This is a genomic window from Streptococcus sp. IsoGale022 (assembly GCF_031142805.1).
In the GTDB taxonomy this organism is placed as follows: Bacteria; Bacillota; Bacilli; order Lactobacillales; family Streptococcaceae; genus Streptococcus; species Streptococcus sanguinis_A.
On record NZ_JAKZJI010000009.1, the window covers coordinates 46,139 to 62,578 of the forward strand.

The 16,440-nt window shown below is 44.5% G+C and carries 11 protein-coding genes; 4 read left to right on the forward strand and 7 right to left on the reverse strand.

The window, feature by feature from the left end; all coding sequences use genetic code 11:
* Positions 1-38: 38 nt before the first annotated feature.
* A complete protein-coding gene (locus RG608_RS06180) occupies positions 39-2,735 on the reverse strand; it encodes a cation-translocating P-type ATPase (protein ID WP_268686508.1) in 2,697 nt (898 codons plus the stop codon).
* A 285-nt stretch (positions 2,736-3,020) separates the two neighbouring features.
* Positions 3,021-3,407, reverse strand: a complete 387-nt coding sequence (locus RG608_RS06185; RefSeq protein WP_268686507.1) for a DUF1934 domain-containing protein — start codon at positions 3,405-3,407, stop codon at positions 3,021-3,023.
* A gap of 115 nt (positions 3,408-3,522) precedes the next feature.
* Here RG608_RS06185 and RG608_RS06190 point away from each other — a divergent pair, with 115 nt between their 5' ends.
* From RG608_RS06190 to RG608_RS06205, 4 genes are read left to right on the forward strand one after another with little or no spacing between them, the layout of a single operon-like run.
* The gene (locus RG608_RS06190) at positions 3,523-4,824 is read left to right on the forward strand and encodes an HD domain-containing protein (protein ID WP_268686506.1); all 1,302 of its coding nucleotides are present in this window, start codon (positions 3,523-3,525) and stop codon (positions 4,822-4,824) included.
* Position 4,825: 1 nt separating this feature from the next.
* Complete coding sequence (gene yidA / locus RG608_RS06195) at positions 4,826-5,635, forward strand: sugar-phosphatase (RefSeq protein ID WP_268686505.1); 810 nt, start codon at positions 4,826-4,828, stop codon at positions 5,633-5,635.
* Entirely contained in the window at positions 5,635-6,849 is a 1,215-nt protein-coding gene (locus tag RG608_RS06200; protein ID WP_268686504.1) for an aminoacyltransferase, read from the forward strand. Before yidA ends, RG608_RS06200 begins: the two co-directional genes overlap by 1 nt.
* Positions 6,850-6,863: 14 nt before the next feature.
* Positions 6,864-8,099, forward strand: a complete 1,236-nt coding sequence (locus tag RG608_RS06205) for an aminoacyltransferase (RefSeq protein WP_268686503.1) — start codon at positions 6,864-6,866, stop codon at positions 8,097-8,099.
* A gap of 187 nt (positions 8,100-8,286) precedes the next feature.
* Here the strand turns inward: RG608_RS06205 and RG608_RS06210 are convergent, their stop codons facing one another.
* From RG608_RS06210 to RG608_RS06230, 5 genes are all read right to left on the reverse strand, one after another.
* A complete protein-coding gene (locus RG608_RS06210; RefSeq protein ID WP_268686502.1) occupies positions 8,287-12,165 on the reverse strand; it encodes a GBS Bsp-like repeat-containing protein in 3,879 nt (1,292 codons plus the stop codon).
* A 64-nt stretch (positions 12,166-12,229) separates the two neighbouring features.
* Entirely contained in the window at positions 12,230-12,988 is a 759-nt protein-coding gene (gene tpiA / locus RG608_RS06215; RefSeq protein WP_002930013.1) for a triose-phosphate isomerase, read from the reverse strand.
* A gap of 280 nt (positions 12,989-13,268) precedes the next feature.
* Positions 13,269-14,123: a dTDP-4-dehydrorhamnose reductase gene (rfbD, locus tag RG608_RS06220; RefSeq protein ID WP_268686501.1), complete on the reverse strand. Its 855-nt coding sequence runs from the start codon at positions 14,121-14,123 to the stop codon at positions 13,269-13,271.
* A 109-nt stretch (positions 14,124-14,232) separates the two neighbouring features.
* Entirely contained in the window at positions 14,233-15,456 is a 1,224-nt protein-coding gene (locus tag RG608_RS06225) for a beta-carotene 15,15'-monooxygenase (RefSeq protein WP_268686500.1), read from the reverse strand.
* Between the two features lie 24 nt (positions 15,457-15,480).
* Positions 15,481-16,407 carry a glycosyltransferase family 2 protein gene (locus tag RG608_RS06230; RefSeq protein WP_268686499.1) on the reverse strand — a complete coding sequence of 309 codons (927 nt, stop codon included), beginning with the start codon at positions 16,405-16,407 and terminating at the stop codon, positions 15,481-15,483.
* Positions 16,408-16,440 lie beyond the last annotated feature (33 nt).

Below are 16,440 nucleotides of genomic sequence, written 5' to 3' on the forward strand. Positions count from 1 at the left end.
TGTACGCAAAAAAGCCATCCGAAGATGACTTTTTGCTGTTAAATAGCATTCTTGTCCATACCTAATTTACGTTGGATGAACTTAACAATTTCAACAATGACAATCATGGCAAAGCTACCAATCAGAACAACTGTCCATTGTGATAAGTCCAGCTTGGTCACATGGAAAATCTTTTCCAGTGGATCAATTACAATAGTCGAAATCAATAGGATGAAAGAAACCAGAATAGACCAGTTAAAGGTCTTAGACTTGAATGGACCAACTGTAAAGATAGACTGATAAACAGATTTTACATTATAAGCATGGAAGAGCTGGATGAGGCCAAGCGTTGCAAAGGCCATTGTCAGAGCATCCGCATGGATAGCCTTGATATCACCGGCATGAACGGGATTAGAGATAGCATAACCATAAACCGCCAGAACCAAAGCCCCTTGCAGGACCCCCTGATAGATGATAGAGCTCATAACTCCACCTGAGAAGAAGCTAGACTTACGGCCGCGAGGCTTATGACTCATGACACCTGGCTCAGCAGGCTCAACTCCCAGAGCGATGGCAGGGAAGGTATCCGTTACTAGGTTAATCCAAAGCAGATGAACTGGCTGCAGCACATCCCAACCAAAGAGGGTTGCCAAGAAAATAGTCAGCACCTCAGCTGTATTAGCTGAAAGGAGATACTGGATGGTCTTTTGAATATTAGAGAAGACCTTGCGTCCTTCTTCCACGGCTACAATGATGGTCGCAAAGTTATCATCTGCCAGAATCATGTCAGAGGCACCCTTAGATACTTCTGTACCGGTAATTCCCATACCGATACCGATATCAGCTGTCTTCAGAGCTGGTGCGTCATTGACACCATCACCTGTCATGGCTACGACCTTACCTTGGTTTTGCCAAGCTTTGACAATCCGTACCTTATGCTCAGGAGAAACCCGGGCATAGACAGAGTATTGGCCAACAACCTTTTCGAATTCTGCATCAGAAAGCTCATTGAGCTCTGCACCAGTCAGGACATGGTCTTCAGTATCTCCTTCTTCGATGATACCCAAACGTTTAGCGATAGCTTCTGCTGTATCCTGATGGTCACCGGTAATCATAATCGGACGAATACCTGCTTCCTTGGCTACACGAACGGCTTCTGCAGCTTCTGCACGTTCTGGGTCAATCATACCGATTAAACCAGTAAAGATTAAATCATTTTCTAGATTTTCAGATGTCAGGTCAGTCGGAACTGCATCAATAATCTTGTAGGCGCCGGCCAGCACACGCAGAGCTTGGTGAGCCATGTCTGAGTTGTTAGACTTAATCAGCTGTGAAGTAGCGTTATCAATCGCTGCAACATCTCCAGCCTTATCACGGGCAACACAGCGTTTCAAGAGTTGATCTGGTGCTCCCTTTACTGCCACAAGGAATTTCCCATCTGGCAATGGATGGACAGTAGACATGAGCTTACGATCTGAATCAAAGGGCAGCTCAGCTACTCGAGGATATTTCTCTAAAAAGGCCTTCACATCATAGCCCTTGTCCAAAGCATACTGGATAAAGGCTGTTTCTGTTGGGTCACCAATTAGCTTCCCTTCCTGGTCAATCTTGGTATCATTGGCTAAGACAACCGAACGTAAGAGCGGCAGCTCCAGTCCAAGTTCGATATCTTGTCCAGCTTCATTCAGGACTCCGTCGTAAAAGACTTTTTCGACCGTCATCTTATTCATGGTCAGGGTACCAGTCTTATCTGAAGCGATAATCTCAGTTGATCCCAAAGTCTCAACAGCTGGAAGCTTACGGACAATTGAATTCCGCTTAGCCAAAACCTGAGTTCCCAAAGCCAGCACGATAGTAACGATAGCAGGCAGACCTTCTGGAATAGCCGCAACTGCCAAAGCTACAGAAGTCATCAGCTCATCCAGTGGATTTTTCCCTTGAATGAAGACACCGACTACAAAAGTCACTGCAGCAATCACCAAGATAGCATAGGTCAGAACCTTAGACAGACTATTAAGATTTTGCTTAAGAGGTGTGTCCGTTTCATCCGCATCTTGCAACATACCTGCGATGTGGCCGACTTCTGTATACATCCCTGTATTAACAACCAATCCAACCCCACGACCATAGGTCACATTTGAGTTTTGGAAGGCCATATTCACACGGTCACCAATACCAGCATCTGCAGCTACCTCAACAGTCAAGTCTTTCTCAACCGGTACAGACTCACCTGTCAGAGCTGCTTCTTCGATTTTCAGTGAATTAGCTTCCAAAAGCCGCATATCTGCTGGAACAACGTCACCGGCTTCCAATCTAACGATATCACCAGGCACCAAGTCCTTAGAATCTACTTCTGTGACATGGCCATCACGCAGGACACGCGCAGCCGGGCTGGACATAGACTTGAGTGCCGCAATTGCTTCTTCAGCCTTGCCTTCCTGATAGACACCAAAGATGGCATTGATGATTACTACCGCTAGGATGATCAAGGCATCCGCGATGTCTTCACCACCTGATGTGACAACAGACAAGACCGCTGCTACCAACAAGATGATAATCATCAAATCCTTAAACTGCTCCAAAAACTTCATTAAGAGAGATTTTTTCTCCCCTTCATCCAGTTCATTGCGGCCATAATCAGCTAAACGCTTGGCTGCTTCTTGACTGGACAAACCTTGCTCTGAAGCGTCCAAAGTTTTGAAAATTTCCTCAGGACTCTGGGTGTAAAAAGCTTGGCGCTTTTGTTCTTTTGACAATGTATTCCTCCTCTTGGCCTCTTTTATTCCTGAAGTTTTCTGACCACTACGACTCATCATCTCGAGCCACATCAGTCATATCCAAAAAGTCAGAAACAAAAAAGAGACCTGTTTATTAACAAGTCTCGCTATTTCATACAAGGCCGGAAATTTCTTTCGTATTGACGACCTTGTAACGGTTATTCCGTTAGCTACTCCCTTGAGTTAGAAACTATTATACCAAATTTTCAAGCTTTTGCAAGGGGAAACATCATGATTTTCAAGAGTTTTCTCGGAGAATAGTAGCTAGCCCCAGCTAATCTCCATTTCATAGCTGGCAAAAATCTGCTCCCCATCAATAGTTTTTAGCTGATAATGAAGTTGCAGAACCTGCTTAGTCAAATCAACCTTATAGAAAGGAGTATCGGTCACAAACTGCTGCAAGCCCACAGGTGTATGGATGCCAACCAGCGCCTGCCCTTGACTGATGAAGCGCATGATGGACTTAGGCTCAGAAAAGCGGGTCATAACCAACTCTTTATCGTGAAACTTCAGAACTACTTTCTCCCCTTCTTCATTTTTGTATAGCAGATAATGAAAGTCTCCTTTTTGCGTCCAGTCCGTATCGTAGACCTGATCAATTAGCTCGGTATGCCCGTCCAGCTGGATGTGATTTTTTATTCTGATTTGCATCTTTATCTCGTTTCTCTTTTTCTTTCCCTATTTTATCAAAAAAATGACAAAATTGCTCTTCTTTCAGTCGCAGCTTTGATTTTTTTCCTACTATGATTTGTGGTATAATGGTAGCATGATTGAAAAAGTATTTCGGGACCCGGTTCACAATTATGTTCATGTGGACCATCAGGTTATTTATGATTTAATCAATACCAAAGAATTTCAACGGCTGCGCCGCATCAAACAGCTGGGTACCTCCGGCTATACTTTCCACGGCGGTGAGCACAGCCGTTTTTCGCATTGTCTGGGAGCTTATGAGATTGCCCGGCGCATCACCAAGATTTTCAATGAAAAATACCAAGCCAACTGGGACAGCCATGAAAGCCTGCTGACCATGACAGCCGCTCTCCTTCATGACTTGGGACACGGAGCTTATTCACACACTTTTGAGCGCCTCTTTGATACCAATCACGAGGATATTACGCGGCAAATCATCACCAGCCCAGAGACAGAGATTCATCAGGTTTTGGTGCAGGTTTCACCAGATTTTCCAGAAAAGGTAGCTAGCGTCATCAACCATACCTATCCCAATAAGCAGGTGGTCCAGCTGATTTCCAGCCAAATCGATGTGGACCGGATGGATTATCTCTTGCGAGATTCCTTTTTTACTGGTGCTTCCTATGGGCAATTTGACTTGACTAGAATTTTACGAGTGATTTGTCCTGTAGAAAACGGCATCGCCTTCAAGCGCAATGGCATGCATGCGGTAGAAGACTATGTAGTCAGCCGCTACCAGATGTACATGCAGGTCTATTTCCACCCAGCCAGTCGAGCTATGGAAGTCTTACTGCAAAATCTGCTCAAGCGGGCCAAGTTTCTCTATCCGGCTCAGAAAGATTATTTTGCCCTATCATCTCCCAATCTCATTCCATTCTTTGAAAATAGAGTGACCCTGCAGGATTATCTGGCCTTGGATGATGGTGTTATGAATACCTATTTCCAAGTTTGGATGGCTAGTCCAGACAAGATTTTATCTGACTTGGCTCAGCGTTTTATCAACCGCAAAGTCTTTAAGTCTATCGTCTTCTCTCAGGAAAACGAAGCGCATTTGGATATCATGCGAGACCTAGTTGGACAGGTTGGTTTTGACCCTGATTACTATACTGCTATCCATCGTAATTTTGATTTGCCTTATGATTTCTACCGGCCTGACGTTGAAAAACCTCGGACCCAGATCGAAATTCTGCAAAAAGATGGCAGCTTAGCAGAACTGTCCAGCCTGTCACCTATCGTCCATTCGCTAGCAGGGACCAGACAGGGCGATAATCGCTTCTACTTCCCTAAGGAAATGCTAGCAGATACAGGACTTTTCAGCGAAAAAAACCAGACCTTTATGCACTATATCAAAAACGACCAATTTACCTACGGAGAATAATATGTCTATCAAATTAGTTGCCGTTGACATTGACGGCACCCTTTTAAATAACCAAAAAGAAATCACTCCTGAAGTCTTCAGCGCTGTTCAGGATGCCAAGGCTGCTGGCGTTAAAATCGTCATTGCAACAGGCCGTCCTATTGCGGGTGTTCAAAAGCTTCTCGAGGAGCTAGAGCTTAATCAGCCAGACAACTATGTCGTTACCTTCAACGGCGGACTGGTGCAGGATACTGTTACAGGTCAAGAATTAATCAAAGAAACACTGACTTATGACGACTATTTGGATATCGAACTTCTCGGACGAAAAGTAGGTGTCCACATGCATGCCATCACCAAGGACGGCATTTATACAGCCAATCGCAACATCGGCAAGTACACTGTTTACGAGTCCAATCTGGTCAGCATACCTATCTTCTATCGCACACCTGAAGAAATGGTCAATAAAGAAATCGTTAAGTGCATGTATATTGATGAGCCGGAAATTTTGGATGCGGCCATTTCTAAGCTGCCACCAGAATTAGCCGAAAAATATACACTGGTTAAATCAGCTCCTTTCTATCTGGAAATTGTCAAAAAGACTGTAAATAAAGGGGCTGCTATCCTCCATCTGGCCGAAAAACTGGGCTTGAGCAAGGAGGAGACCATGGCTATCGGTGATGAAGAAAACGACCGCGCCATGCTGGAAGCCGTTGGATCTCCTGTTGTCATGGAAAATGGCAAGGAAGAACTCAAGAAAATCGCCAAATATATCACCAAATCGAACGACGAATCCGGCGTAGCACATGCCATTAGAGAGTGGGTTTTAAAATAATGTTTAGTTACAAAATTGGAATTTCAGCTCAGGAACACGACGATTTTGTCACGGCTCATCCGCAGGCCAATCTTCTGCAGAGCTCAGCCTGGGCTCAGATTAAGGATAACTGGGCAAATGAGCGCTTGGGCATCTATAAAGACGACCACTTGGTTGCTGCAGCCAGTGTCCTGATCAAACCACTGCCCTTGGGAATGACCATGCTTTATATCCCGCGCGGTCCCATCATGGACTATAGTGACAAGGAACTGTTGACCTTTGTTTTGGCGTCGCTCAAGAAATTTGCCAAGGAGAAAAAAGCGCTCTTTGTCAAGTTTGATCCTAGCCTCTTTCTGGCAGAAAGCAAGATGGGCGGTGAATTGCAAGACAAGGCAGAGACAGTTGAACTGATTCAAGAACTGCAGCAAGCAGGAGCTGTCTGGGTCGGACGGACTGAGTCTCTAGACGAAACAATCCAGCCTCGCTTGCAGGCCAATATTCATAAAGAAGATTTTAGCGAGAATCTGCTTTCTAAGAGTACTCGACAGGCTATTCGTACAGCCCGTAACAAAGGTATTCAAATCCAATTTGGCGGAGCAGAATTACTTGATGACTTTTCAGGCCTGATGAAGAAAACGGAAAATAGAAAAAATATCCACCTACGCGGCAAAGACTATTACCAAAAACTCTTGGATACTTATCCTGAGCACTCCTACATCACCTTGTCCGGTATTGATCTAAAGGCACGATTGGAAGACTTGCAAGCTCAGCTGACCAAGACACTCAAAGAAGCAGAGAAATTTACCGAGAAAACCAAGCCCGGCAAGATTGAGAATAACCAGCAAGAACAGAAACGCCTCCAAGAAGAGATTGACTTTCTGCAGGACAAAATCAGCCAAGGTGCTACTGTCGTTCCCCTGTCTGGCACCCTGGTCTTAGAATACGGCAAGACCTCTGAAAATATCTATGCCGGAATGGACGAGGAGTACCGTCGTTACCAGCCAGCTATCATCACTTGGTACGAAACAGCCAAACATGCTTTTGAGCGCGGTGCAGATTGGCAAAATATGGGCGGAATCGAAAACGACCTCAAGGGCGGTCTCTACAGTTTTAAATCGAAGTTCAATCCAACCATTGAGGAATTTGCTGGTGAGTTTAACCTGCCAACCAATCCTCTTTACCACCTCTCCAATCTGGCCTACACACTCAGAAAGAAACTGCGCAGCAAGCATTAAAAGAAAGGAAGCCTATGACCTTTAAACTTCTCAGCCAAGAAGAATTCATCCAGCATACCTCAGCTAGCTCCCAACGCTCTTTTATGCAGACCGTGGAAATGGCAGAGCTGCTGAGCAAACGTGGCTTCAGTACCCAGTATGTCGGCTACACTGACCCGCAGGGACAGGTAGTGGTGTCTGCTGTCCTCTACAGTATGCCTATGACTGGTGGCCTCCATATGGAAATCAACTGCGGTCCTGTCTCTACCGATGCTCAATACCTGACTCCCTTCTATCAAGCATTGCAGGCTTACGCTAAAAAAGAAGGCGCCCTGGAGCTCATCATCAAGCCTTACGAGACGTATCAGACTTTTGACAGCAATGGCCAGCCCACATCTGGTGAAAAAGGCCAGCTTATCCAGCAACTGACTGATTTGGGCTTTGACTTTGACGGCCTACAGACAGGCTATCCAGGCGGGGAGCCTGATTGGCATTATGTCAAAGATTTAGCTGGTCTGACGGAGAAAGACTTGCTCAAATCCTTCAGTAAAAACGGCAAGGCGACCGTCAAAAAGGCGAATACCTTTGGTATCAAGCTAAAAAGGCTGGAACGTGACCAACTCAGCATTTTCAAAGACATCACAGCTGCTACTTCTGACCGGCGGGAATATGATGATAAGCCACTAGACTACTATCAAGATTTTTATGATAGCTTTGGTCAACAGGCGGACTTTATGACAGCCAGTCTCAACTTCAAGGACTATCTTCAAAACTTACAAAAAGATCAAGAGAAACTGGGCCAGAAAATTCAGAAACTGCAGGCTGACTTGGAAAAAAATCCTCAATCTGAAAAGAAGCAAAATCAGCTACGAGAGCTTTCCAGCCAGTTTGACAGCTTTGAAACCCGCAAAGCAGAGGCCCAAGAACTGATTGACAAGTACGGCGGCCAAGACCAGATCCTGGCTGCTAGCCTCTTTATCTACACCCCTCAGGAAGCAACCTACCTCTTCAGCGGCTCTTATCCTGAGTTTAACAAATTCTACGCCCCAGCCCTGCTGCAGGAATATGTTATGACCGAAAGCATCAAGAGAGGTATCCCATTTTACAATTTCCTCGGCATTATGGGAATTTTCGACGGTTCTGACGGTGTTCTGCGCTTCAAGCAGAACTTCAACGGCTTCATCGTCCGAAAAATGGGGACTTTCCGTTATTATCCTAACCCTCTCAAATTTAAGCTGCTTCAGCTCATAAAGAAAATTCTAAGACGTTAAAAGAGAGTGGGACAGAAATCGGTAATTCGTTAGAATTCGATTTCGTCGTCCCACCTCCGCACAGTTGAGTAGGGCTGTAAAAGCTGATAAAATAAGCGTAGTAGAGCCCACTCAACCACTGCGTCTTGCTCGACAATCCAAAGACAATTGAGAGGCTAGGACTTTTGTCCCAGCCTCTTTTGTATGTTTATTTATAACGAGGTGTCGCAAAACCACGGATATTCCCATGACCGATGCGGTAAGTGTTTCGTTTAACTACGTTATTGCTGTTGCCTTCAATCGTATGAATGATGCCATTTTCGACTTTTTCGACAATACCGATATGATCAGCCCAGCCATCGTTTTGCTGGGTATCTTTGTCCCAGTTAAAGGTGATGATATCACCTGCGCTAGGTGTCGAATTGCCATCTTCATTCCAGATGCCTAGTCTTTGGAAAATATGAATATGACGCTCTACCCCGCACTCGCGACCGATGAGATCACTCAAGCCTTCTCTTTGGAAAATAACCGTCGTGAAAATGTCGCACCAGTCATCTGTGTTTTTTACAGCATAGCCAACTGGCAGCGGTCTGACACTGTTATAATCGTTGACCAAGCGCTGATGCTCAGCACTGCCTCCCCTGACACCTACCATTGCAGCTGCCGCCGCAAGAACGCGGTCTCGCTGACTAGCTGACTGAGGACGGTTCACAGAGATAGAGGTCTTTTCTCCGCCTGCTCCCTGTAGCTGATTTTGATTATTTAAGTAATACAAGTGAACATTATACTCGCCTGCATTATTCTTATGGTCACGCGCATACACATGCTTACGATAAGTACCATCAGCCTGACGATCCGCTGTGTACCATTGGACATCATCTTGGCCATTCGCTTCTGACCAAGTCGGCAGGTAAACTGTCTTGAGACCTTCTGGTGCCACAATGCCTGATACTACAATATCAAACTCTCCAGTATCATTATTTTTATTTTGAATACTGATTTTACCCTGCGGCTTACTGATAGACACATTGGTCTTGATGCCGCCTGCTCCTACTAGCTTGCCATCATTTTGCAAATAGTAGAGATGCACATTATACTCGCCCTGAACGTTGTTATGGTCACGCGCATATACATGCTTACGATAAGTACCATCAGCCTGACGATCCGCTGTGTACCATTGGACATCATCTTGGCCATTGGTCTCTGACCAAGTTGGAAGATAAACTGTCTTAAGACCACCTGGTGATACGATATCTGAAACTACAATATCAAAATCGCCAGTTTCACTGTTGCGATTCTGGATGCTGATTTTGCCTTGAACTTTTGGTTTTTCTATGGAAATAGTCGTTTTAGTGCCGCTCACACCAACCAAGCTGCCATCATTCTGCACATAGTAAAGGTGCACATTATATTCGCCCTCAACATTATTGTGATCACTCAGACGGACACGCTTACGATAAGTGCCGTCAGCCTGGCGTTCAGCTGTGTACCATTGGACATCATCTTGGCCATTGGCTGTGGACCAGGTCGGAAGAGAAACACTCTTCACCCCCCCTGGGGATGAGATCCCTGAAACCACGATATCAAAATCGCCAGTTTCGCTGTTGCGATTCTGGATGCTGATTTTACCTTGCGGCTTGCTGATAGAAACATTGGTCTTGATGCCGCCTGCTCCTACTAGTTTGCCATCGTTTTGCACATAGTAAAGATGCACATTATATTCGCCCTGAACGTTGTTATGATCGCTCAGGCGAACTCGTTTCCGATAAGTACCATCAGCCTGGCGCTCTGCGTCATACCACTTGATATCATCTTGGCCGTTGGCTTCAGACCATGTTGGCAGGGAAACCCCCTTCAGACCGCCCGGAGAGACAATACCCGAAACTACGATATCAAAATCGCCAGTTTCGCTGTTGCGATTCTGGATGCTGATTTTGCCTTGAGCTTTTGGTTTCTCTATGGAAATGGTCGTCTTAGTTCCTGTGACACCAACCAGTTGCCCATCATTCTGCACATAGTAAAGGTGCACATTGTACTCGCCCTCAACATTATTGTGATCACTCAGACGGACATGTTTGCGATAAGTGCCATCAGCTTGACGCTCAGCGTTGTACCATTTGATATCATCTTGGCCGTTAGCCTCAGACCAAGTTGGCAGGGAAACTTCCTTCAGACCGCCTGGAGATGAAATACCTGAAACCAAAATATCAAAATCGCCAGTTTCTTTGTTTCGATTTTGAATACTGATGGTGCCCTTAGGTTTGCCAAGAGAAACGGTCGTTTTAGTACCACCTACACCAACCAAACGGCCGTCATTTTGGACATAGTAGAGATGGACATTGTACTCGCCCTGCACATTATTGTGATCGCTGATGCGTACCCGCTTCCGATAGGTGCCGTCAGCTTGACGTTCAGCAGTATACCACTTGATATCATCTTGGCCGTTGGCCTCTGACCAAGTCGGCAGAGAGACAGTCTTAAGACCACCAGGGGATGAGATACCTGAAACCACAATATCGAAATCACCAGTTTCGCTATTGCGATTCTGAATGCTGATTTTACCCTGTGGCTTGATGACAGATACATTAGTTGTAGTACCGCCAACACCGACTAATTGACCGTCGTTGCGGACATAATAGAGATGGACATTGTACTTGCCAACTGAATCCTTATGTCTGCTAGAATCAACAGAAACTTTATAAGTACCATTGGCCTGCTGAGTGGCTGTGTACCAGATAATATCGTCTTGACCATTAGCTTCAGACCACACTGGAACACTAACAACAGACACTCCATAAGGAGCAGAAACGTTTGAAATCACAACATCAAAGCTACCATTGACATTATTCTTATTCTGAATACTGATGTTCCCCTTTAAAGGCTGCTTAGCAAGAGCAGACTGCTGGGTAAATCTACCAGTGTAATCAACGCTATGGTCAAATACATGCTTGCCAGCTAACAGCTGAGCCTGGGCTGTAAACTGCCATGCTCCAGCGCCACTATTGTATTTGAGAGATTTAGCTCCATCAAGATTTAAATTAGAAGACGGATACTGGGCCACCCAGAAGTTGCTATAGCCAAATTGCGATGTATTAACCGGTCCCTTGCTGCGAAGATTATTTTGATCCAGCCAGCTGGCACTGGTATAGTACATCAGGTTAGAATAACCCAGCCTGCGCATCTCATCCGCCCAAGCCTGGGTATGCTGGTTAATCCCATTTTGCATTTTAGGATCTTCCATGTCATTGACCATAACTGTATTTTTAGGAAGGCCTAGTCTATTAGCAAAGGCAGCATAATAACGAGCTTCGGCTCTCGCTTCTTCATCGCTGGTATAGTGCGAGAAGGCATAGGTCGATACTTGTAAACCAGCTCCCTGAGCATTTCTTACCTGAGACTCGGCAAATGGATTAGTGTAATGGGTTCCTTCTGTCAGTTTGACAACGACACCTCCAACCCCTTGCTGGGCTAATTTATGATAGTCGTCTACGCTGATATGGCCATTGTGGCTGCTGACATCTACAAAGGAAGTACCTTTAATCTCCGCTTGAGAATTCCCGCGGGCTGCCTGAGCCTTTGACCCAGCATTATAAAATACAGTTTTTCCAGCATTACTAGCTTTTGGCGCTGATGCTACTGCAGGACTGGCCTTTGGCTCTGAGGCAGTAGCAGAATCTGCAACAGAAGAGCTTGCTTTTGCTGACTGATCAGCTGCAATTTCATTCTGATTAGAAGCATTTTCTTCCGACTGACTTTGCTCTTCTAGCTGATCAGGGGCTACCTTAGGTGATGCAGTTGCTGATTGAGCTGCTCCTCCAGACTCAACAGCTGTTCCTACAGCATTCGTTACTTGCTCCTCTTGCTTAACTGCTTGAACTGACTGTTCTGCAGATGATACTGCTACAGTCGGCTGATTAGACGCTTGTGATGCAGCCGCATTCACTATCTGATTCTGGGAACTAACAGACCTTTCTGTTTTTAAAACTTCTGACTCAGCGATCGTATGTTCCTCGGCTTTTGCAACATTGGCAGTCGCTGCCAACAAAATAGCCGTACTCGCTAAATAAACCAATTCTTTCGATTTCAACTTTTCTCTCCAACTTTTAAAAAACTTGTCACCTTTGGGAGGACAAGTCTTTTTTCAACATTTTTTATTTTACAAAATCAAGCAATGCCAAGAAGCTTTCAGCTTCAAGTGATGCACCACCAACAAGAGCACCGTCCACATCTGGACAAGCCATGTAAGACGCAACATTTTCAGGTTTAACAGAACCGCCGTACTGAACGCGAACCTTGTCTGCTACTTCTTGACCAAAGTCAGCTGCTACAACGTCACGAACTGCTTTACACATCTTTTGAGCGTCGTCTTGAGTTGCTGACTTACCAGTACCGATAGCCCAGATTGGCTCATAAGCGATGACCAATGATGCAACTTGCTCTGCTGTCAAGTCTTTCAAAGCAGCTGATACTTGAGCACCAACGAAATCTACAGCTTTGCCAGCTTCGTAAGTTTCAAGCGACTCACCACAGCAGATGATTGGCACCAGACCATTGCGGAAGATAGCGTGCGCTTTTTTGTTGATGTCTTGGTCTGTTTCATGGAAATAATCGCGGCGTTCTGAGTGACCGATAACGATGTAGTCAACTCCAACTTCTGCAAGAACTTTAGGGCTGTTTTCACCAGTGAAGGCACCTGCATCTTCAAAGTAAGCGTTTTGGGCTGCTACCTTAAGATTGCTTCCTTTAGCTGCTGCCAAAACAGTCGTCAAATCAATTGCTGGAGCAGCGATACCAGCTTCTACCAAATCTGAAGAAGGCAGCTTAGCAGCAACTGCTTCTACAAAAGCCTTTGCTTCTTCAGGATTTTTGTTCATTTTCCAGTTACCAGCAATAAATGGTTTACGTGACATATTCACACACCTCTTCTATTTTATTTATAGTAACATTGTAACACAGTTGAATGAAATAATAAAGGTTATCCACAGAATTTCATCAAATTGAAACATCTTTATTTTAAGGGGATAAGATCTGTGGAAAATTCTTCTCATTATCATTTTCCCCTCGTATCTTCAAGACAGCTCTTTCTCCACCAGAGCACGCACCTCAAAATCACTTCTTGAATCTGCCAGAAGAAAAAACAGAACCTAGTCTGAAACTAAGTTCTGTCGCTGTTATCAACTTCAAAGAAAATCACTGTTTCTTCTCTTGCTTGTAAAACTCTTTTAAGGCATCCTGCCAAGTCGGAATGACAAAGCCTGTAGACTTAGCCTTGGTCAGACTCATAGTTGAGTTGAAAGGTCGCTTAGCCTTGGCTGGGAACTTGCTGGAATCAACCGGCTGGACTTCCACATCTGTATCTTTGAGAATTTCCACTGCAAAGTCATACCATGTCGTATCCTCTGCCGCATCATTAGACAGATGGTAATAACCAAATTCCTTTTGGTTTTCAGCCAGATGAGTCATAAATTCAGCCAGCGTACGAGTCCAAGTCGGACGGCCATGTTGGTCATTGACTACAGTCAGAGTTTTGTGCGTCTTAGCAAGATTTTGCATGGTAAAGACAAAGTTTTTACCGTAGTTACCAAAGACCCAGGCAGTACGGATAATGTAGAAACGGCTAGAATATTTCTCAACCAGCTCCTCACCCATGCGCTTGGTACGGCCATACTCAGTCTGCGGATCCGGCCGGTCATCTACTTCCCACTCCTCACCGACAGGCTTTTGTCCGTCAAAGACATAGTCTGTCGAGATGTAGACCAAGGTTGCTCCGTGTGCTTCTGCAGCTTTTGCCACATTTTCGGTACCGGTCACATTGATGGCATAGTCCAGCTCTTTTCCTTCGTCCTCAGCAGCATCAACTGAGGTATAGGCTGCGCAGTGATAGACCAAGCTTGGCTTGACCTCCGCAAAGACCTTGTCCACCATTTGGGCATTGGTGATATCCATTTCCGCCACATCGACAGCCACATACTCTTCATTGCGCTCATCCAAAAGATAGCGGAGCTCCGTTCCTAGCTGTCCATTCGCACCTGTAATTAAAATCATTTGTCTTTCCTTTCACATCATAAACATTCAATGAGTTTATTATAACAAAAAAAGCAGAAAAAATCTGCTTGGTCGAATCCCTATCGGAAAATATACTTAATAGTATGATCTAGAGAAGAGCTTCTTGCCGCTTTTGATATTCTGTATACAAGTGATACAACAATCTGCAAGTAATAATGAATAGACTTATCATCAGAGGCAAAAAGGTTCGAGTGCTTGAAGCGTAGAGAGTGGGAGATAATGAAATGACCATGCGGCCAATAAAGCCAATTACAAATAAATAGGTCAGCCATATTTTTTCTTTACAGTCAGAAACTACAAGCCACAAAGCGTAAAGAATCATTAACAGCAGCAAGCCATAAAAGGCTACTGCGCTCATATATGTGATATTAAAAGAAAATGTCCCTGATTCTCTGGCTGCTTTACTGATACCTGTTAAGGTACCAAAAATAGTATTCCAGCCCATTTTTTGTGAAAAAATATTGAGTATGACAAAACCGCTCAGAGCTATGGCTGTTACATTTTTCTTGTGAAGAGCATAAACAAAGAGCACAAGCAAGAAGACCATCACAAAGGCAAAGGACGTGGAAAGCATATTATCCCCTGTCTCCAGAAAGCCCAGCCCAAGCTTTTGGAAGATATTCAAGTTCGGAAAGTTGGGGAACCAACTGACAATATTCTTTTCCAAACGCAGAGCATTCCCCGGAGATAGCTTGGCTGATAAGATTCCTATACCGCTCAATGCCAAATAGCATAAATTACCCAGTAAAGGTTTCTTATCTTTCTTTGCAAGGACAGTTTCAAACAGAAGCCACAAAAAAGCATATACTGCTAATTGTTCTTGCATGATAGCAACTAAAAAGCACAAAGGACTAGCTATATTAACCCAAATATTTTTAGATTCTCTGAAAAAAAGTGCGAAAAGCAACAAGGAAGCAGGGAAAATGTAATTGACATAGGTCGGAATAGAGCCAGCGCTTAAAAATTCAGTTGCCGGAAGGAATATAAAAATTAGTAAAGCAGGCAGCCAAGGCAAGGGAGGGGTCAACTTCCTTAAAGCATAGACCAAAAGCAAAGTTGCCAGAAAGGCTGCTGCTATAAACAGCTTTTCGTGAACGGAAAATAATAAGGTGGCTGACTCAATGAGCAGCCTACTGCTCCATGTAAAATAACGATCAATCCCAAAGAATAAATAATTGTAATGAAATTCCTTAGCGTATTCTAAAAAGGCTGTTTGGTCTCCTACTGGGGTGATTTTATTATTGATGTAAAACTGTATCGCATAAATAAACGAAGACAAGCATAAGACAATATTAATTTTTTTATTTTTCACAATCTCTCCTCAGCTAAATAAGAGTCACTTACTCTTCTCCTTAATCACATAAATCGGCCGATGCTTGGTTTCCATAAAGATTTTGCCAATGTATTTGCCTAGGATACCGATGGTCAGTAGCTGAAAACCACCGATAAGGAGAATGACAGTCATAAGGGACGGCCAGCCCGATGTTGGGTCACCAAAAACTAAGGTACGGATAATAATTACCGCCATCAGGATGAAGGCTAAAATCCAAGACAAGATACCTCCTAAAAAGGCGATGTTGAGCGGCGCATCAGAGAAATTGACGATACCTTCCAAAGAATAGTTGAAAAGAGACCAGAAATTCCAAGAGGTCTTGCCAGCCACTCGTTCGACATTTTTGTATTCCAAGTATTCGGTATTGAAGCCAACCCAGGCAAAAATCCCCTTGGAGAAGCGATTGTACTCTGAAACATCCAGAATAGCCTCTACCATCTGGCGGCGCATCAGTCGAAAGTCACGCGCACCATCCACCATCTCTACCTGACTAATCTTGTTAATCAGCTTATAGAACAAATTGGCAAAAAAGCTTCGGATTGGCGGCTCGCCCTCACGCGTAGTGCGACGAGTACCCACACAGTCCAGCTCAGGATTCGTGTCCAGCATGGCCTTCATCTCAATCAGGAGCTCGGGCGGATCCTGCAAATCTACATCCATGACCGTCACAAAATCCCCGCTCGCCTCTTGCAAACCAGCATAGAGGGCTGCTTCTTTTCCGAAATTACGAGAAAAGGACAGATAGTGCACATCTGGACAGCGACTGCTGAGCTCACGCAAAACAGCTAAGGTCCGATCCGTCGATCCGTCATTGACAAAAATATATTCAAACTGGTCACGGATTTGATATTTGACCGCTTCCATAGCCTCATGAAACAGAGGAATAGACTCTTCTTCATTGAAGCACGGAACAATCACTGAAATTGTCATTTTGATTACCTGCTATTTTTTAATATCTCTCAT